This is a genomic window from Thermoactinomyces sp. CICC 10523 (genome assembly GCF_016055105.1).
GTDB classification, from domain to species: Bacteria; Bacillota; Bacilli; order Thermoactinomycetales; family Thermoactinomycetaceae; genus Thermoactinomyces_A; species Thermoactinomyces_A daqus.
In genome coordinates this window covers 120,433-138,658 of the sequence record NZ_JAECVX010000003.1, presented here as the reverse complement: position 1 = coordinate 138,658, position 18,226 = coordinate 120,433, and the positions used below count along the sequence as shown (strand labels likewise).

At 49.0% G+C, this 18,226-nt stretch carries 20 protein-coding genes; 16 read left to right on the top strand and 4 right to left on the bottom strand.

Going from position 1 to position 18,226, the window contains the following annotated elements; all coding sequences use genetic code 11:
• Nucleotides 1-40: 40 nt before the first annotated feature.
• The 8 genes from I8U19_RS05770 (at nt 41) to I8U19_RS05735 (ending at nt 6,908) form a co-directional block, all read left to right on the top strand.
• On the top strand, nt 41-391 hold the full coding sequence (locus I8U19_RS05770; RefSeq protein WP_198055416.1) for a YlbF family regulator: 351 nt from the start codon (nt 41-43) through the stop codon (nt 389-391).
• Nucleotides 392-404: 13 nt separating this feature from the next.
• Nucleotides 405-1,094: a metal-dependent hydrolase gene (locus I8U19_RS05765; protein ID WP_033101093.1), complete on the top strand. Its 690-nt coding sequence runs from the start codon at nt 405-407 to the stop codon at nt 1,092-1,094.
• A gap of 243 nt (nt 1,095-1,337) precedes the next feature.
• On the top strand, nt 1,338-1,856 hold the full coding sequence (locus I8U19_RS05760) for an Imm6 family immunity protein (protein ID WP_198055415.1): 519 nt from the start codon (nt 1,338-1,340) through the stop codon (nt 1,854-1,856).
• A 308-nt stretch (nt 1,857-2,164) separates the two neighbouring features.
• Entirely contained in the window at nt 2,165-3,733 is a 1,569-nt protein-coding gene (locus tag I8U19_RS05755; protein WP_052154211.1) for a hypothetical protein, read from the top strand.
• 16 nt (nt 3,734-3,749) lie between these two features.
• A complete protein-coding gene (locus I8U19_RS05750) occupies nt 3,750-4,256 on the top strand; it encodes an Imm6 family immunity protein (RefSeq protein WP_033101095.1) in 507 nt (168 codons plus the stop codon).
• Nucleotides 4,257-4,535: 279 nt separating this feature from the next.
• The gene (locus I8U19_RS05745; RefSeq protein WP_033101096.1) at nt 4,536-4,982 is read left to right on the top strand and encodes an antitoxin YezG family protein; all 447 of its coding nucleotides are present in this window, start codon (nt 4,536-4,538) and stop codon (nt 4,980-4,982) included.
• A gap of 195 nt (nt 4,983-5,177) precedes the next feature.
• Nucleotides 5,178-5,468, top strand: coding sequence for a hypothetical protein (locus I8U19_RS05740; RefSeq protein ID WP_198055414.1), 291 nt, complete (start codon nt 5,178-5,180; stop codon nt 5,466-5,468).
• Nucleotides 5,469-5,597: 129 nt separating this feature from the next.
• Nucleotides 5,598-6,908: a DRTGG domain-containing protein gene (locus I8U19_RS05735; protein ID WP_033101098.1), complete on the top strand. Its 1,311-nt coding sequence runs from the start codon at nt 5,598-5,600 to the stop codon at nt 6,906-6,908.
• Nucleotides 6,909-6,960: 52 nt separating this feature from the next.
• On the opposite strand, the gene I8U19_RS05730 is transcribed toward I8U19_RS05735, so the two are convergent.
• The 4 genes from I8U19_RS05730 to I8U19_RS05715 all read right to left on the bottom strand — a co-directional run bounded on the left by I8U19_RS05730 (nt 6,961) and on the right by I8U19_RS05715 (nt 8,516).
• Nucleotides 6,961-7,272 (bottom strand): YtpI family protein, encoded by a 312-nt coding sequence (locus I8U19_RS05730; RefSeq protein ID WP_033101099.1) that lies wholly within the window; start codon nt 7,270-7,272, stop codon nt 6,961-6,963.
• Between the two features lie 85 nt (nt 7,273-7,357).
• Entirely contained in the window at nt 7,358-7,546 is a 189-nt protein-coding gene (locus I8U19_RS05725; protein ID WP_198055413.1) for a YtzJ family protein, read from the bottom strand.
• A 91-nt stretch (nt 7,547-7,637) separates the two neighbouring features.
• A complete protein-coding gene (locus I8U19_RS05720) occupies nt 7,638-8,177 on the bottom strand; it encodes a sporulation membrane protein YtrI (protein ID WP_033101101.1) in 540 nt (179 codons plus the stop codon).
• Nucleotides 8,178-8,192: 15 nt separating this feature from the next.
• A complete protein-coding gene (locus I8U19_RS05715) occupies nt 8,193-8,516 on the bottom strand; it encodes a YtrH family sporulation protein (protein WP_033101102.1) in 324 nt (107 codons plus the stop codon).
• Between the two features lie 149 nt (nt 8,517-8,665).
• Between I8U19_RS05715 and I8U19_RS05710 the strand changes: the two genes are divergently transcribed.
• The 8 genes from I8U19_RS05710 (at nt 8,666) to I8U19_RS05675 (ending at nt 18,172) form a co-directional block, all read left to right on the top strand.
• Nucleotides 8,666-12,088 (top strand): DNA polymerase III subunit alpha, encoded by a 3,423-nt coding sequence (locus I8U19_RS05710; protein WP_033101103.1) that lies wholly within the window; start codon nt 8,666-8,668, stop codon nt 12,086-12,088.
• A gap of 232 nt (nt 12,089-12,320) precedes the next feature.
• Nucleotides 12,321-12,863, top strand: coding sequence for a phosphatidylglycerophosphatase A family protein (locus I8U19_RS05705; RefSeq protein ID WP_198055412.1), 543 nt, complete (start codon nt 12,321-12,323; stop codon nt 12,861-12,863).
• 148 nt (nt 12,864-13,011) lie between these two features.
• On the top strand, nt 13,012-13,479 hold the full coding sequence (locus tag I8U19_RS05700; protein WP_033101104.1) for a hypothetical protein: 468 nt from the start codon (nt 13,012-13,014) through the stop codon (nt 13,477-13,479).
• A 207-nt stretch (nt 13,480-13,686) separates the two neighbouring features.
• Nucleotides 13,687-14,067: a hypothetical protein gene (locus I8U19_RS05695; RefSeq protein WP_160173855.1), complete on the top strand. Its 381-nt coding sequence runs from the start codon at nt 13,687-13,689 to the stop codon at nt 14,065-14,067.
• Between the two features lie 211 nt (nt 14,068-14,278).
• Nucleotides 14,279-15,517, top strand: coding sequence for an NADP-dependent malic enzyme (ystJ, locus tag I8U19_RS05690; RefSeq protein ID WP_198055411.1), 1,239 nt, complete (start codon nt 14,279-14,281; stop codon nt 15,515-15,517).
• 15 nt (nt 15,518-15,532) lie between these two features.
• Nucleotides 15,533-16,213 (top strand): FadR/GntR family transcriptional regulator, encoded by a 681-nt coding sequence (locus I8U19_RS17610; protein ID WP_198055410.1) that lies wholly within the window; start codon nt 15,533-15,535, stop codon nt 16,211-16,213.
• Nucleotides 16,214-16,346: 133 nt separating this feature from the next.
• Nucleotides 16,347-17,207: an acetyl-CoA carboxylase, carboxyltransferase subunit beta gene (accD, locus tag I8U19_RS05680; RefSeq protein ID WP_033101108.1), complete on the top strand. Its 861-nt coding sequence runs from the start codon at nt 16,347-16,349 to the stop codon at nt 17,205-17,207.
• Nucleotides 17,204-18,172, top strand: coding sequence for an acetyl-CoA carboxylase carboxyltransferase subunit alpha (locus I8U19_RS05675; RefSeq protein WP_033101109.1), 969 nt, complete (start codon nt 17,204-17,206; stop codon nt 18,170-18,172). Before accD ends, I8U19_RS05675 begins: the two co-directional genes overlap by 4 nt.
• Nucleotides 18,173-18,226: the final 54 nt, after the last annotated feature.

The window sequence follows — 18,226 nt, the reverse complement described above, 5'->3', positions numbered from 1 at the left end:
GATAAGAAAATGGTAGGATGAGAGAAAGGGGGGAATGCACATGGTTAATCCGTACGACCACGCCCATCAGTTGGCGCGGAGCATCCGGGCTTCACAGCAGTATCTGGAAGTGAAGGAAGCAAAGCGGAAATTGGAGGAGAATCCCAAGTTTCGCGAGATGCTGGACAAATTTACGGAGAAACGCCTTCAGATGCAAACCCTTTATCTTCAGGGGAAACAACCGTCTCCGGAGCAGTCGGAAGAAATGGAAAAGTTGTCGACTGCCATCCAGGGAGTGCCCGCCATTACTGCCTATCTCCAGGCGGAGGAAAGACTGATGATCTTGCTTCAGGATTTGCAGCGCATTATCATGGAGCCTGTAGAAGATATTTTTGGCAAAGAAATGAAATAAGGAGAGTAAGAAAATGAGAGTTACATACCATGGTCATGCTTGTTTTGAAATCGAACACAACGGTTACCGTCTGCTGATTGATCCTTTTATTACCGGGAATCCCTTGGCGAAAGTAAAACCGGAGAACTTGAAACCGGATTATATCCTGCTGACACACGGCCACAATGATCATGTCGGCGATACAGTCGAGATTGCCAAGGCCTCCGGTGCCACGGTCATCGCCCCGCACGAACTTTCCGTCTGGCTCGGCTGGCAGGGATTAAATACCCATGGGATGGGAACCGGCGGAACCTTCTCCTTTGAATTTGGAAGCGTCAAGTTGATCAATGCCCTGCATGGCAGCGGGCTGGTGTTGGATGAGAAAAAAGAAATCATTTACATGGGGCCTGCTTCCGGGTTTGTGCTGACGCTCGGAGACAAAACGATTTATCACGCCGGGGATACCGCATTGTATTCCGACATGAAACTGATCGGGATGCAAAAGCCGATTGATCTGGCCATGCTTCCGATTGGCGGCAACTTCACCATGGACCCCGATGATGCCTTGATTGCCGCTGAATGGGTCGGGGCAAAACAAGTGATTCCCATGCACTACAATACGTTCCCGGCGATTCAGCAGGATGGAGAGGCATTCGTGAAAAAATTGGAGCAAAAAGGAATCAAAGGCGCGGCGCTGAAAGCCGGAGAATCCCTCGAACTATAAGATATGGAATTGTAAATCTCCTGTAATCATCCTGTAAAAATCATCGACTAAAATAAATACAGGATGAAAACCCCCTTTGGTAGAGACGGCCCCGGAAACCGTCTCTTTTTTTTATGTTTATTTTTCTCCCTGCTGCCGGGAGCAGTAGTGGTACACCCTTGTCATTTTTGAAGGTGAATGCTGATATGAATACGATCGCTGTCGTGAGAACAAGTACCGTGCTTAACAGGGAGGCAATCGATTTTGGAAAAATGGTATCAGAATGTCAATGCTGATGCAAAAGTTGCTTATTTTTTAGCATTATCCGAAAAAGTATTGGATAAATTAACCGATTATGATTGGTATCCAACGGTCAGGGAATCCATCGACCTGTGCTGGGAATGGGTAGAGGAAAAGAAGCATGAGGGATATGACCTTTACATAACGATCGACGATGAAGATGAGGGGCTGTTCGTTATTTCCTGTGAAGAGGATCCTTTCACAGGTGACCGGCAAAACGAGTTCGTTTATTGGTGTGTATTTCATGCAGCCTCTTATACAATCAAGCAAGCATATGTGTTTGAACGTAAGAAACATAAAGTTCCGCAACCTATTGAGGGGGTAAATGACGAATATACAAACAGCGGGTTTATGGAAAAAATAAGAGAAGTGGACGGATATCGGGAAGAGTGGGCTGAACGGTTGAAAAAGTATTTGCTCGAAAATGTTCCGGCAGGCAGTGACAAAAAGATCAAGCGGTCGGAACTCTTGAGTCAGATTTAATTTCGATCATGATCCCCGAAAAGAGACGAGGCAGGGAGAGCATAAACCTGTCCGGCGCTTTTCGGGGTTATTTTGTATTTAACACTTGGCGCAGAATAGCGAGGATTTTTGCCATATGTGAACAGAAATTTAAGGATGAAAAATGAGCTTTCCTGAATTGAATCCCTGGAATGATGGGTGAAAAAGTATTTTTGTTCAAAGAGGATAGAAATTTATTATTTTATCATATTATTAGACCTTTCCATCAATTGGCTGTTGACATAATATATTCATATAAATAAATAACCCTTCAGGTGGTGGATATCATTTTGAAAAATGTTAATTACATCAGAAGGAGTAAATTTTTTTACGGGTTCCTGCTGCTCCTTCTGGTCTTCATTGTCGGTGCAGGATGTTACAGCAGTCAGGCATATGCCGCCGGAAGCTTTCAGGTTCCGCAGGTAAATGACCATTTTGATAAAGGAAAGGAAGATCCGCCGCCGTCGAAGACGCAGCTGCCTCCCCAGCCTGAAAAGAAAGATGAGGGAGGATTTTGGCATTCGGTGACCAAACCTTTTAAGAGCGCGTGGAATTGGGCCTCGGACAAGGCTTCCGATGCCTGGAACTGGACGAAAGACAAGGCCTCACAGCTTTGGGACTGGATTTGCAAGGTGTGTGACAAGATCGCCAAAGTTGTAGTGGATGCGTTATCCGCCACCTGGAATTGGATTGTCAAGTATAAAGAGTACATCGCTTGTGCGGCCGTGGTGATTGTCGGGGTGGTCTTGTGCTTTGTCGCCCCGCCGCTGGGAGCTGCCGTATTGAGCGGTGCAGCTTTATCATTTTTGATCAGCGCCGGGCTGAATGGCGGGAAAATCGATAAACACACTTTTATGGATGCGGCCATCGGCGGATTGCTTGGACTGTGCGGGGCGGGCATCGCCGGCGGAGCATCAAGAGCCCTGGCCACAGGAGTTGGGCAGAAACTGCTGACCGGACTGGCTGAATCCCGATTTATGGGTCCGCTGATGCGCGGGGGAAGCAAACTGATCGGGAAACTTCCCGGGCCGATGCAAAAAATCTTTACCCGGGCCGGATTTGTCAATGCAGTTGAAGGTGCAGGAACCAGTATGGCCGACGATCTCCTGCACGGCCGGAAGATCAACTGGAAAATGATGATCTTCTCCGGGGTCTTCGGAGCCGGAATGCTGGGACTTTTCCATTTTGCCGAACCGGCGGTCAATAAGGCGGCCTCCTCACTGGAACCATTGCTGGCCAAAACGCCGATTGTAAAAAACCTCTTTAAAAGTGCGACCAATTGTGTGGCACTGAATCAGGAGCGTGGCTATTTTGCCGTAGCAACATCATGCATTAATACGAAACTGCTGGAAAATGATCTGGCCGCCTATCGAAACAAATTAAATGTGCCTAAAACAGAGACCGTCGCAGTAGGCAGAACCGATATTAAAGGATTGGAAAAAGAAGTATTTGAAGGTGCTTCTCCTCAAGTACTGAAAGAGGCTGGTTTGCCGGATCTGGATACGTTAATGCCAAACCGACCGATTAAATCACCGTTTGGACTGGATAAGGCCAAAAATCATGCTGAAGAGATGGTCATCAATGATTTTGTTCAAAAGGTTGATGCGAAGTTTCCAAATCGGCTTGATGTGAAAGGGAAACTCTATATTCATCAATCCAATCCAACGGGAGTATGCTCTTCGTGCAAATCGGGACTCGGGAAGAATCCGAATGCGATGGACGGAATTCTGAGTCAACTCAGCAAGCGGTATCCAAATCTTGAGATTGTTGTTTCAAGTGAAGTTAATCAAGGAGCAAAAGTGACAAAAAAGCATTTCTTTATAGTGAAAAATGGTAAACAATATCCGTACAAGCCGTAGTAAAGGGGGAGTTATGATGGGGTGGTACGAGAAGATCAATGAAGATGCCAAAGCTGCTTATGTATTGACCTTGACTGAAAAAATCATTGATCAAACCAAAAAATACGAATGGTACCCTCTGGTAAGAGAAATGACAGACATGTGCTGGGAATGGGTTGAAGAGAAGAAGTACGGTGCAGATGACCTTTATGAGAGATTTGATGATGAAGATGACGGATTAATTTTGATTGAAGGATATCCCGGGGTAAAAGAAAATCCGCAAGCCAAATCCGTCCTGTTTTCGATCATTGAAGCGGTATGTTACGTGATCTGGCAAGCTTATCAATATGAAAAGACAGAGTATGTTCCCCAACTCTTGGAAAGCGAAAGTGATCAATCCATTGATCAGTTTATGGAAAGAATAAGAGAAGTGGATGGATATCAAGAAGAGTGGGCTGAACGGTTGAAAAAGCATTTGCTCGAAAATTATCCGGCAGGCAGTGACAAAAAGATCAAGCGGTCGGAAATTTTGAGCCGGATTTAGCTTCGCTCACGACCTCAAAGTGCCTGGGCAGGGAGAAGGGCATGAACCTGTCCGGCGCTTTCGGGGTCATTTTTTATTTAACAAAGTGCAACAACACCGGCGGATTGCCCGGCCTGTGCGAGGCGTGCATCGCCGGCGAATCCTCAGAAGTTCCGACAGTGTTGATAAAGCGGTTCCAATGAATGATTGAATAAGCAGAATGAAAAAAATGGATAATTTATGGACTGATTGGCAGATGGGTTGAAGCCAGGTTTAAAAATACACCGGGAGGAAAATGAGATGGATGACACCCGTTTGGGGAAATTATATCAGCAAATGGCGGAAACGGTAATCGAAATGATCCCGGAGGAATGGGAAAAGGTTTATTTGTACGGGGAAGTCGCAGATGGATTCAGCAAATCGTTTTTCTTCTACTATCCGAGTGAACGCAGGGAACCGGTTTATAGTCTGGATATCCCGGAGCTTTTTCACGTGTCTGAAGAGAAATTTGCCGAATTAAAACATCAGTTGCTTGATGAATTGGAAGAACTGTGGACTGAATATCAGTCACAAGGACATGAACCATGGACCAATCTGACCTTCATCCTTGATAACTCCGGAAAATTCAAGATTGATTTTGACTATACCGATCTTTCGGGAGCAAATCCGCATCAACAGCAAATTATTTGGGAGTATCAGTATTTAAGACTGGTTCCCGAGGATGAGGACGACAGGGCTTTTTTGTAAGCATATTTGAAAAAGACCGGTCAATCCTGAATCCTTCTATTCTTGTTCAGTTTTTCCACTCCACAATGCCGCATGTGTTTCATCGGCATTGTGGTTTTTAGTAATCATATCTGCAATTGCAGCCATTTTTTGCATGAAACAGAAGTTTCCTGCGTACATGTTTAAAAAGAGCTTGTCACAAGGGAGGAGGAAAGGGTGGTTATGAAGCACGGCGTGCTTGTGGTGAGCGGGATTCTGCTGCTTTTGTTCGGCATTTCCCAATTGACCATGGGGTCCGGATCGCCGCTGGCGGATGCATTTGCGTTGACATGGGTTATTTTAATGCTTTTCTATATCATAGCCAATGCCCGGCAGATGCGCAGGATGCAAGAACAAAGAAGGAAGAGGATGGAAGCGGAGAGACGGTTGGAATGGCTGGCTGCGGAGCGGAAGTGGAAAAAGGAGCAGATGAAAATGAGGCGGGTCAAATCTGTTTCTTTACAATAAAAACATCTGTTTTAAAAAGAATTATCGGGAGTGACCAACGGGTCAGCTCCTTTTCTTTTTCCTGTCCCTCCGTTTGTTATATAATATGGTATAACAGACCAACGAAGGCGGAGGAAAGAAGGGGAGAATGTGACGACCAAGCATGAGCAGATTTTGCAATACATTGCCAATTTGGAAGTCGGGGAAAAAATCTCGGTGCGAAGCATCGCCAAGGATTTGGGCGTAAGCGACGGAACTGCTTACAGAGCGATCAAGGATGCCGAGGCGCAGGGATTGGTCAATACAATCGAACGGGTCGGGACGGTGCGAATTGAAAAAAAGCAGCGCTCCGACATTGAACGACTCACGTTTGCAGAAGTGGTGAACATCGTTGACGGCACGGTTGTGGGAGGGAGAGCCGGACTCCACAAAACACTGAACCGCTTTGTCATCGGGGCGATGAAGCTGGAAGCAATGATGCGGTATGTGGAATCGGGCAATCTGTTAATCGTGGGAAACCGGGATAACGTTCATCGCATTTCCCTGGAACGCGGAGCAGCCGTTCTCATCACCGGCGGTTTTGATGCCACGGATGAAGTGAAAGCATTGGCCGATAAACTGGAACTTCCGGTCATATCCAGCAGTTATGACACGTTTACGGTGGCTGCGATGATTAATCGGGCCATTTACGACCGGCTGATCAAAAAGGAGATCCTGGTGGTCGAGGATGTTATGAGCAAAGAGCCGTCTCCGGTTTACCTGACGGTGCATGACAATGTTGAACGGTTTCATCAGTTGGTGCGGGAAACCGGTCACAGCCGTTACCCCGTGGTCGATGAATCGATGCGTGTGGTCGGTATGGTCACGGCCAAAGATGTGATGGGTTTTGTTTCAGATGATAAAGTGGAAAAAGTGATGACCCGGAACCCGATTGTGGCCAATCCAAAGACATCGCTCGCTTCGGCCGCACATGAAATGGTGTGGGAAGGGATCGAACTGTTGCCGGTGGTGAATGATCAGCGTCGTCTCTTGGGTGTGATCAGCCGCCAGGATGTGATCAAATCGCTCCAATATATGCAAAAACAGCCGCAGGTGGGTGAAACATTTCAGGAACTCAGCTTTCGTTCGTTTGAGGAACTGATGAAAAACGGCCAGCCGGTGTATCGGGGGAAAATCACCCCGCAGATGACCGATTCGCTGGGAACCTTGAGCTCGGGGGTTTGCACTGCCCTCATTACGGAAACGGCGCTTCGGACCCTGCGCAAACAGAGGCGGGGGGACTTGTCTGTTCACAATCTCACCTTGTATTTTCTCAAACCAGTACAGATCGACAGCATAGTTGAACTGGTGCCGCGCATCCTCGATTTGGGGAGAAAACAGGCCAAACTCGATGTGGAAATGGTTTTGGATCACCAGATCGTCGCCAAAGCGCTGATTACGGCCCATACGATTGAAAGATAAAATAAGCCGGCTTCTCAGGCTGCTTGAGAGCGGCTTTTCTTTTTGCGCTTTTTCATTGAGCGGCTTCGGATTGCTTGTTGATCATTTCGGTATAGTAGCGGCGGTATTTGATTCCGTAGTAGAGGTTGATCAGGCCTGCTGCGATGACAAGAAAAAGCAGGAAATAACGTAGGAAGGAAGAGCCGGGCAATGTTAATTGCAACGCGGCGATGGAGATGAACATGACACCCATGTTGATATTCATGCGTGCTTGGTACAGGCGCTTGATCATTCCTTCATTGCGCCGTTGCAGGATGCTGTTGAAAAAAGTGCCGAAAATCGTGATGAGGATCAGGCAAATGAGCAAAATTCCGACTACTTGCATGAGGATAACCTCCCAAAAAAGCGTATGGAAAAACAGTTTGGGGAGCATGGCAACTGCTCATGCGCCCCATAAGCAGTGACCGGTGTTACTCTTCTCGCTCAAGCGGGGTAAACCAGCATCCATGAGGGGTTCGATCGACAACGACACGGAGGTTTTGTTTTTCGATTTCTTTTTTGAGGAAATGTGCAACGGTTTCGGTTTCAACAAATGCAGTGTAGCCTTTTTTCAGCTTTTCCGCTTTGGCTCTGGCGAGCGCTTTTGGACTTATGATCATGGTGGTCCCCCCCTTTCCTGTCATTTAATATTACCGCAAAAAAAAGATTTTGAACAGGCCGGACGACTGAAGGGGGAAGACCCGCATGGTATCAACCGTCCGTTTCCGGGATCTCTTCTCCGGAAAGATCCGAAGCAGTAATCCATATCTTCAACGTAGAGCGGTAAAAAGAGATATATTTCAAGTGAATTTCCACTTTGCTTTTCTGGGCGCCATCGATCACGATCGGCTGTTTGTCCAGAATCAGCTCGATGATGTCCGGATTGTTGCTGATCCATTGCATTGATTTATTGAGAAACGGAGAAAGTTTTTCCTCCACCTGTGTCTTGACGGCATCGGTGATATAGGGCTGATCGCTGTTGACTTCGACGATGATTTTTTCAATGCGGTCTTCTTTTTCCTCCCTTTTTTCGCCTTTTCGTGTCAGATTCTCGATCTCTTCCTGCAGCTTCAGGATTTCTTTGTATTTTTGATTGTTGGCATAGTAGATGGCATTGCGTTCGGATAACAGACTGTCGATTTTCTGTCCGTAGAGGAAAAGAAAAATACTTCCGCCAAAGATGATACCGATGAAAAACATCACCCATGAACGTTTGTTTTTGACAATTCCGCGATAGATTTCGCGTGCCATTGTCTCACTCACCCATCAGCCCTGAATCAGCCAACGCACCAGGAGCGTGCCGGCATGTGCGCCCAAAAAAGCACTGATGATGAAGATTAATTGTTGAAAAGCGAGGTTGAGCTGACCGCCCATAATCGTGATCTCAAAGTTTTTGATCGTATCAAACGTTCCGCCGATTGCCGCCACCATCGCCCAGATTTTCAGCTGTTCAGCCAGGCGGACCATTCGAAACATCGGATATTCGTCGGTGATAAAGGCGCCGATCCCCCCAAGGATCACGCCGCCGAGCACGACTCCGAGGGCAATCAGGAAATCGAGTATCGTGGTGGCCCAAAATTCCTGTTCCATAAGCAACCCGTCCTTCTCTGGATTCTTTTAAAATCGTATGAGGAGAGTTGGAGATTGATGACTCTGACCGGGTTCAATATGGGAGGAATAAAACATACGTTCGCAGATGGAGATCCATTATAATAGAAGGAAGATGGGAGGTCGGGGCAATGGATCCATTTGTGCATTTGCACGTTCATACGGAATACAGCTTGCTGGACGGTGCCGGACGGATCGAGGAACTGGTCGGCGAAGCGAAAAAATTGGGAATGAGCGCACTGGCGATTACGGATCATGGTGCGATGTACGGAGTGGTTCCTTTCTATCAAGCGTGTCTCAACCAAGGAATCAAGCCGATTATCGGTTGTGAGATGTACATGGCATCCGGAGACTATCGCGATCGTCCTTCGCCGCGGGAACAAAAAATCTGTCACCAGCTGTTGCTGGCGGAAACGACGGAGGGTTACCGCAATCTTTTACGTTTGACCACGGAGGCTCATCTGCATGGATTTCATTATAAACCGCGAATCGATAAAAAATTGTTGCGCCGGTTTTCCGAGGGACTGATTGCCACCAGTTCCTGCCTGAGCGGGGAAATTCCCCGGGCGATTTTGGAGGGAGACCTGACAAAAGCACGTCTTCTGATCGAGGAGTATGTGGATATTTTTGGCCGGGACCGCTTTTTCTTTGAACTTCAAGATCACGGACTGCCGGAACAGCAGAAAGTAAACCGGCAATTGATCGCCTGGTCAAGGGAAATGGGGATTCCGCTCGTTGCCACCAATGATGTCCATTATGTCCGCCGGGAAGATCATGCCATGCACGATTGTTTGCTCTGCATCGGCACCGGACGGAAATTGGCCGATGAATCCCGGTTGCGGTTTCCCAGTGATTCCTTTTATTTGAAATCAGGAGAAGAAATGAAACGCTTTTTCTCTCATGTACCGGAAGCGCTGGAAAACACGGCCCGGATCGCCGAACGCTGTCAGGTGGAAATTCCACTGGGAATGCGCCTGGTGCCGCGTTTTCCAGTACCCGGGGACATGACGGCAAAAGACTATTTGCGGATGCTTTGTCTCGACGGATTGCGTGAGCGGTATGGGGAGGTTACGGAGGAAGCGAAAGCGAGACTGGATTATGAGCTGGAGATCATCGACCGGATGGGATTTAATGACTACTTTCTGGTCGTGTGGGATTTCGTCCGGTTTGCGCATGAAGCGGGAATAGCTGTCGGGCCGGGGCGCGGTTCGGCGGCGGGCAGCCTGGTAGCCTATGTGCTGAGAATTACAGATATCGATCCGATCCGGTATCAGTTGCTGTTTGAGCGTTTTCTCAATCCGGAGCGGGTGACGATGCCGGATATTGACCTCGACTTTAATTATGAACGCCGCGATGAGGTCATTCGCTATGTTGTCGACAAATACGGAGCTGACCGGGTGGCGCAGATCATCACCTTTGGAACGATGGCACCGAGGGCAGCAGTACGCGATGCGGGACGGGTGATGGGGTTGCCGTACAAGGCGGTCGATCAGGCTGCCAAGCTGATCCCCGCCCAACCGGGCATGACGCTGAAGCGCGCGTTTGCCATGGAGCCGGAGTTAAAGCGAATGGTACAGCAGTCCGAAATACGCGAGCTTTTTTCTGTCGTGCGCAAAATTGAAGGAATGCCCCGGCATGTCTCCACTCATGCCGCGGGAGTGGTGATTTCCAATGAGCCGTTAACCAACCATGTTCCCTTGCAGGAAGGAACGGACGGCATCCCGCTGACCCAGTATCCGATGGAAGTCCTCGAAGGGATCGGGCTGTTGAAAGTGGATTTTCTGGGGCTGCGCAATCTGACGGTCATTGAAAAAGCGTTGCAGCTGATTCGGACCGGTCGCGGGACAGAGGTGAATTTCGCGCAAACGGAATATGATGACCCGGCAACCTATGAATTGCTGGCCAGCGGGGAGACCACCGGTGTTTTCCAATTGGAATCGGCCGGCATGCGCAAAGTGCTCCGGGAACTGAAACCGTCCAACTTTGAAGACCTGATCGCTGTTTTGGCACTGTACCGGCCGGGTCCGATGGAGCAGATTCCGCGCTTTATCCGTGCCAAACAAGGACTGGAAAAAGTGGATTACCCTCACCCGGATCTGGAAGCGATTCTCAAAAATACGTACGGGATTATTGTGTATCAGGAGCAAATTATGCAAATTGCCGCCAAGATGGCCGGATTTTCCCTGGGGCAGGCCGATCTTTTGCGCCGGGCTGTCTCCAAGAAAAAGAAAGATCTCCTGGCCGCGCAGCGAAAGGCATTTGTCGAAGGCTGTATCAATCGGGGATACAGCGAAGAAGTCGGTCATCGCGTTTATGACCTGATCGTCCGCTTTGCCGATTACGGGTTTAACCGCAGCCACTCCGCCGCCTATGGCGTATTGGCTTATCAGACGGCTTATTTAAAAAGGCACTATCCGCTCGAATTTATGGCGGCGCTGTTGGCGACAGTCGTCGGGAATCAGAGCAAGCTGGCAGAATACATCGATGAGACCCGGAGAATGGGCATTCCCGTTTTGCCGCCGGACATACAGAAAAGCGGCGTTTCGTTTACCGTGGAAAACGGGGCGATTCGCTTCGGACTAGCGGCCGTCAAAAACGTGGGGACGCTGGCGATCGAGAATATCTTGAAGGAACGGGAAGAAAAGCCATTTGCCGATTTGCTCGATCTTTGCCGCCGGGTCGATTTGCGCTTATGCAACCGACGGGTGATGGATGCGCTGATCCGTTGCGGTGCGCTCGATTGCCTGCCTGGTGACCGCGCGCACAAACTGGCGGCACTGGATGATGTGATCGAAATAGCCAGCCGTGACGGAAAGAGGCAGGGCAAGGATCAGATCAGCTTGTTTCAGGATGGGAATCAGATTACCTTCGAGCAATTGCTGTCGGAGGTTCAGTCCGTTTCTCCCTACACGGAAAAAGAAAAGCTGGAGGCGGAACGCGAACTGCTCGGAATCTATCTGTCAGGCCATCCGCTTGACCGCTGGCAACCGATGATTGAACGGACGATCACCCATCGTTTAAATGAATTGCCGGAATGCCGGGATCGCCAATCAGTGACAGTGGCCGGATGGATTACACATCTGAAGCTGGTCCAGACCAAACGGAAAGAGATGATGGCTTTCCTCACAGTGGAAGATCGCAGCGGCAGGGCGGAGATCGTTATTTTTCCGCAGCGGTTTGCCGAATGGCGCTCCTGGCTGAAGGAAGATCAGCCGGTTTTGGTGTGGGGAAGCGTTGACCGCCAGGATGAGTCTGTCAAAGTGATCGCCGCTAAAATCGCAGATTTGTCTGACGGTCGCCTGCCGAAGCAGCAGGTCGTTTATCTCAGGATTTCTCAAGAAAGGGAAGATCCGCAGTCACTTCATCAGTTGAAAAAGATCCTTGGCCAGTATCGCGGGACAATGCCTGTCTATTTGTATTATGAGCGGAGCAAAAAGGTTTTGTCATTGCCACCGGATCGCTATGGCCTTTCGGTGAACAAGGGGAGCCTGGCCAAGTTGGAACAGCTTTTGGGAGAAGGAAGCGTCCGCATCGCGAAAAGGGATGAAAGTTAAGCGAGCGATGAAGGGAAGTGGTGCCCCGCGGAGCGACGGTTGGAAATGCAGGAGGGATCCGGGAGGCACCACGACCTGATTCTGCGAAAAAACGGTCGGAGGTAAAAAAGGTCATCAGACAGCCGGTCAGGGAAGGAATTGTCCGGGCAAGTTCCAAATCCGGCCTGCATATATTGGTTTAAACCGGCTCTTCAAGGAGACAAAGGGCCTTTTTCTGAGAAGGTGAGAAACTGTGTTTTATGAACACTCAGTTGTATTGCTGGAAAAACGCGGAGTGACGACGGAAGATATCGCACGGATCGTCTACGATTTGCAGCGGCCATACAATAAGAACCTGACATTGGACGAATGCGTGGATAATGTTGATGCCGTTTTGCACAAAAGAGAAGTTCAGCATGCGATTATCACCGGGGTTTCCCTTGATATGCTGGCAGAGCAAAAGCAGCTGCCCGAACCGTTTCAAACGATTATGGAAGCGGACGAACCTCTTTACGGAATCGATGAAATTCTGGCTTTAAGCATTACCAATGTTTATGGAACAATCGGCTTGACCAGTTTCGGATACCTTGATAAAAATAAGGTCGGCATTATGAAAAAGCTGAATAATCACGGGGAGCAGATTCATGTCTTTCTCGATGATCTGGTTGCAGGGATCGCCGCTGCTGCCGCAGCCCGGATTGCGCACCAGAATCCGAATATCAAAAGGTACGATGCCAGTTTGCTGCTGAAGAAAAAAGATGCGGAGAACAGCAGAGATCAAAGGCGGGAAGATTGAGATCAACTCAATTGAAAACGACTTGTTTTTAAACCAAGTGCAAGAAGATGTCTGTTTTTTCGTGATCCTTACTTGTTTATAATAAAGAGGATTGATTAATTTTGTATCATTCCTTATTATCTGAAAATAGAAAGAGGAGGATTGCATCATGAATGGAGCATGGTCATCGCTGATGCGAAAAGAAGGAAAGCGGGAACTGGTTGATCCGCTTGGAGGTTGCCGGTATCTGGTGCGGTTTGCGAAGGAAAAGAGCGATCTCATCATCTCAGGCGGGGAAGAGGAGATGGAAGAGCGTATTGAAGAGGAAGCAAAAATGAAACAGGTTCTGGAAGAAGTATATGAACGCTTTCGCACCCGGCTCTCTTCTTATCTGGAGCATGTGCGCAAGGAAGGAGGGGTTTGGCGTTTTTTTGATGTTGCCTATGGAGTGCAGATCTCCGTAAAATGGGCCGACGGCGCGTGGGAAATCTGGATGGATCAAGATCTGGGTTTTCGTACCCGGGACGAGGAAGAGGCAGCGGCCTATGTTCGCGGACTTATATTCGAATTTGACTCCTGGCTGGAAAAGGAATTGATGAAATTCCATGATGCCATGGTCGCCATGATGAAAAAATAATCTCCAGCGCGTCAGAACTATCGTTGGACGAGCCCTGTACCGGAACAATAGCGTCGACCGATCGGGCGGGTGGCAAAATTTGCCGTATGGAAGTTTGAGAAGAAATGATAGAACCGATCTGGCGGAGATGATAAATTTAATTAAGGATTTGCTAATATAACCGGAATTTGGATTAAGGCGGCTAATGGGAAAGCAGAGGTTGATGACATGATATTACGATGGAGAGTGGCTTGGTTCCTGTTGATCTTTTGTTTCATGTTGTTGAACGCTTGTTCCGGACAGGGGGGCAAGGGGAGTTTGTCCGGAAAAAGTGAGCATTGGTCTGCCGTATTCCAATATCAGATGAAGGACTCCGTCTTTGAGAAGAAACTGATCATTCGCTATCTGGGCTCCGACGCGGTGATGGTTGGCAATGTTACATACAAACTATTGAAAAATGGAAAAGTGGCCGATACAAGAAATTTTGTCTTGGGGGATAACGGGCAATATGAAGCGGTCAGTTTTGCGCAACAAGCGGAGGACAAGCCTCAGGAGTTGAAGCTGCAGCTGGAATGGAACAACCAAACGGAGACCGTGACTCTGAAATAAGCTTGCTCCTCGACAGAACACAGCCGGTTTCGCTGTGTTCTTTTTTTTGGAAGATAAAGTGAACGAAGCAGGGATCCGGCATCGGACGGAGGAATCGTATGTAGAAAGCGAAAAAGCGCATGTTCGTTCCGTTTTTTAAGTTGCCTAAATTTGATATAATGGGACATGCTGGTGGTCTGACCACCAACAGTCGGGAAAGGGAGCGATTTTTTTGTCAAGTTTGCGGGAAGAAGCTTTGAAGCTGCATGGTGAGAAGCGCGGAAAACTCACCGTTCAATCCAAAGTTCCGGTGGGATCGGCCCACGATTTGAGCCTGGCTTATTCTCCGGGAGTGGCTGAGCCTTGCCGGGAGATTCATACCAACCCTCAAACCGTTTACGATTACACAGCGAAAGGAAATCTGGTGGCAGTTGTGTCGGACGGAACCGCAGTACTGGGGCTGGGAAATATCGGTCCGCACGCAGCCATTCCGGTGATGGAAGGCAAAGCCGTATTATTTAAAGCGTTTGCAGGTGTCGATGCCTTTCCGCTCTGTCTGGATACAACCGATATCGATAAAATTGTGGAGACTGTAAAGTTGCTTTCCCCGACATTTGGGGGGATCAATCTGGAAGATATTGCCGCTCCGGCTTGTTTCATGATCGAAGAACGGCTGAAAAAGGAACTCGATATCCCTGTCTTTCATGATGACCAGCACGGTACGGCGATCGTCACATTGGCCGGATTGATCAATGCCCTGAAAGTCGTGGGCAAAAAGATGGATGAGATTCGCGTTGTCATGAGCGGAGCCGGTGCAGCGGGGATTGCGATCATCAAGTTGCTGCGGCGCATGGGCGTCAAAGACGTGATCATGTGCGACAGCAAGGGAGCCATCTATGAAGGACGATCCTTCGGGATGAATCCGATCAAGGAAGAGATCGCAAAAGTAACCAACCGCACGAGGATTACCGGTGATCTGGCGGAAGCGATTAAAGGAAGCGACGTCTTTATCGGGGTATCCGTGGCAGGGGCCGTCACCCCGGAAATGGTCCGCTCGATGAACAATGATCCGATTATCTTCGCGATGGCCAACCCGGTTCCCGAGATCATGCCGGAAGAAGCAATGGAAGCGGGCGCTGCGGTAGTTGGAACCGGCCGTTCGGACTACGCCAATCAGGTTAACAATGTGCTGGCTTTTCCGGGTATTTTTCGAGGTGCTCTCGATGTGAGAGCCAAAGGCATTAATGAAGAGATGAAGATTGCGGCTGCTTACGCCATTGCTGATTTGATTGAAGAACATGAATTGTCTCCCCATTACGTGATTCCGAAGCCATTTGATCCGCGTGTGGCGGCCAAAGTGGCTGCCGAAGTGGCCAGGGTGGCAATGGAGACGGGAGAAGCCCGGATTCAGGTGGATCCTGAGGAAATCTACAGAAAAACGATACGCCTGACAAGTTCTTTTGTATCATAAGGGTGAAAGTTCCAAGTGAGGAAACAAGAAACCGGATCAAACAAATTCAAGGAGATTTTCAAAGGAATTCAGCAACTGATCGAAGAGGACGGGCTTCAGCCTGGTGATCGTTTGCTATCCGAACGTGAGTTGTCCGAACGCCTTGGCGCCGGCCGTTCAACTGTGCGCGAGGTACTGCGCTCGCTTGAACTGTTGGGACTCATCAGCACCAAACGGGGGGAAGGAACTTTTTTGGAGCCTTATCATGCCCATCACCTCGTCGATTTGCTGGCCGGGTTCATCTTGCGCGACCAGCGGTCAAAAGGGGATCTGACGGAAACGAGAATGCTGATCGAAACCGGCGCGGTTCGGATGGCGGTGAGGAAAGCGACGAAAGAGCAGATCGACAAACTGGAAAAAATATTGGCTCGAATTGAGCACTTGCTTGAAAAGCAAAACAATCCGAAAAAAGAAGTACGGGATTTTCATGCGCAGATTATCAGGATGGCTAACAATTATTTGCTGACCCGGATCTGGTATCCGATTGTTCATTTTGAAGAAGCAATCGGGCAAAAAGGGTGGATGGAACAGGAGTATTTTGCGCACAAAATGTTAAGATACTATCATGAAATTGTCCTGGCTTTCAAAAAACGGCAGGAGCTTGAAGCGATGATGCTGTTTGAACGGATTTTTTCCTTGATGGAATGCGCGCATTAACGTCTTTTATGGCTCCGTTGAATCGGATCAAGGGAATGAGATATAATGACGGGAGCATAAAAGAATCGGGATTTGAAAGGCGAAGCTGTGCTTGAAATGATCGGTTAAGTTCAAACTCAGATGAGGTGTTATTGTGTTAAGAGATTTATTCAGAAAGCAAAAGAAATACGCAACCATCCCTTCTGAGCAAGTCAAAAAGGCGGTCCCCGAAGGGATTATGCAAAAATGCCCGCGGTGCAGCACCATTCTGATCACCAAGGAACTGGAAAAGAACTTGAAGGTATGCAAAGCGTGCGGTTATCACTTTTCGCTTTCCGCTCCGGAGCGAATCGCCTCCCTGGTTGATGAAGGGCATTTCATTGAGTATGATCGGGATTTGTTATCCAAAGATCCGCTTCAGTTCCCCAATTATATGAGCAAACTGAAAAAAGATATGGAAAAAACCAATCTGAATGAAGCAGTTGTTACGGGAGAAGGGACGATTGGCGGTTATCCGGCCGTGATCGGTGTGATGGATTCACGCTTTCGCATGGGCAGCATGGGATCGGTTGTCGGCGAGAAAATTGCGCGTGCGGCGGATCGTGCGGCGACGAAACGCTATCCGTTTATTCTGTTTTGCGCTTCAGGTGGTGCCCGGATGCAAGAAGGGGTCCTTTCCTTGATGCAGATGGCCAAAACAAGTGCGGCGCTGGAGCGTTTGCATCGGGAAAAGGGTTTGTACATTTCCGTGTTGACCAATCCGACGACCGGAGGAGTATCTGCCAGCTTTGCCTCGCTGGGGGATATCAATATTGCTGAACCGGGGGCGCTGATCGGGTTTGCCGGGCGGCGCGTCATCGAACAGACGGTGCGCCAGAAGTTGCCGGAGGACTTTCAGACAGCCGAATTTTTGCTTAAACACGGACAATTAGATCTGGTCGTGGAGCGCCACCAGATGCGTGATACGCTCATGAAAATTCTGGAGCTTCACGCATATGGGAGGGAAGCGAAATGAAAAATGGCTACTTGGATTTTGAAAAGCCGTTGGTGGAGTTGCGTGACAAGATTGCGGAACTGAAAAAGTTTGCTTCCGAAAAACAACTGGATATGTCGGAAGAGATCAACACGCTTGAAGCCAAAGCGCAGCGGCTGGAAGATGAGATTTACGGGAACCTGACGGTCTGGCAAAAAGTGCAGATCGCCCGGCAATCGAGCCGTCCCACGACATTGCACTATATCCATACGATTTTTACCGATTTTATCGAGTTGCACGGGGACCGGCTGTACGGGGACGACCCGGCGATTGTCGGAGGAATCGCCAAGTTCAACGGGAGACCGGTGACCGTGATCGGACATGAACGGGGAACGGATACCAAAGACAAGATCGCCCGCAATTTTGGCTTGCCGCATCCGGAAGGGTATCGCAAGGCGCTTCGCCTCATGCAGCAGGCCAACAAGTTTGGACGCCCGATTATCTGTTTCATTGACACTCAGGGCGCTCACCCCGGGGTGGAGGCGGAAGAGCGCGGACAAAGTGAAGCGATTGCCCGCAATCTCCGGGAGATGGCCGGCTTCACCGTTCCGATCATCTGCGTGGTTACCGGGGAAGGAGGCAGCGGCGGAGCTCTGGGGATCGGAGTGGGAAATCGCCTGCTAATGCTGGAGCATGCCTATTATTCTGTCATTTCCCCGGAAGGAGCAGCCGCGATCCTGTGGAGGGATTCCGCCAAAGCCCAGGAAGCCGCCGAAGCCCTCAAGATCACGGCAGGAGACTTGAAAGAGTTGGGGGTAATCGATGAGATTATTCCCGAACCAAAAGGTGGAGCTCATAAAGATCCCATGTTACAATCAAACTATATCAAACAGGCGTTAAATGAACATTTGCAGTCGCTTTTGCAATTGACGCCGGACGAACTGTTGGAGGATCGTTATAAAAAATACGCTGGTATGGGAGAATTCACTTCCTTGGTGGCAAAGTAAAAAACAGAGGCTGTGGACAAGTTTGGAACGGGAGGGGATTGGTGCTTTTCTGCA